The 484-nt window shown below is 68.4% G+C and carries 1 protein-coding gene; it reads left to right on the forward strand.

Features of this window, described 5'->3' with window-relative positions:
• Positions 1 to 79: 79 nt before the first annotated feature.
• Positions 80 to 484: glycosyltransferase (locus tag MOV75_RS41720; protein ID WP_247008727.1), on the forward strand; the 405-nt coding region annotated here is incomplete at its 3' end.

Here is a 484-nt window from a genome sequence, read left to right on the forward strand (position 1 = left end):
GGCGCGCTGCGCTGCGCCCGGGGCACGCGCGTCGTGTAGCCGGCTCGCAATGACGGTGAAGGCCTTGTAAAAGGCATTTATGGACAATTCCCCCCTGATTCTTCTCGCCGCGGGCGGCACCGGCGGCCATCTGTTTCCGGCCGAGGCGCTCGGCGTCGAGCTGATCCGGCGCGGCTATCGCGTCCGCCTCGTCACGGACGAGCGCGCGCTGCGCTATAGCGGGCTATTCAGCAAGGACATGATCGACGTGGTGGCCAGCGAGACCGCACGCGGGCGCAATCCGTTTCAGCTCGCCTATGCCGGCCTCACGCTCGTTGCCGGCACGCTGTCAGCCTACGCGCTGATCAAGCGCTTGAAGCCCGTCGCCGTCGTCGGCTTCGGCGGCTATCCGACACTGCCGCCGCTGGTCGCTGCGAAATTCGCCGGCGTGCCCGGCATCATCCACGACGCCAACGCGGTGCTCGGCCGCGCCAACCGGTTCCTG

It is taken from the genome of Bradyrhizobium sp. PRIMUS42 (genome assembly GCF_023006515.1).
Classification (GTDB): Bacteria; Pseudomonadota; Alphaproteobacteria; order Rhizobiales; family Xanthobacteraceae; genus Bradyrhizobium.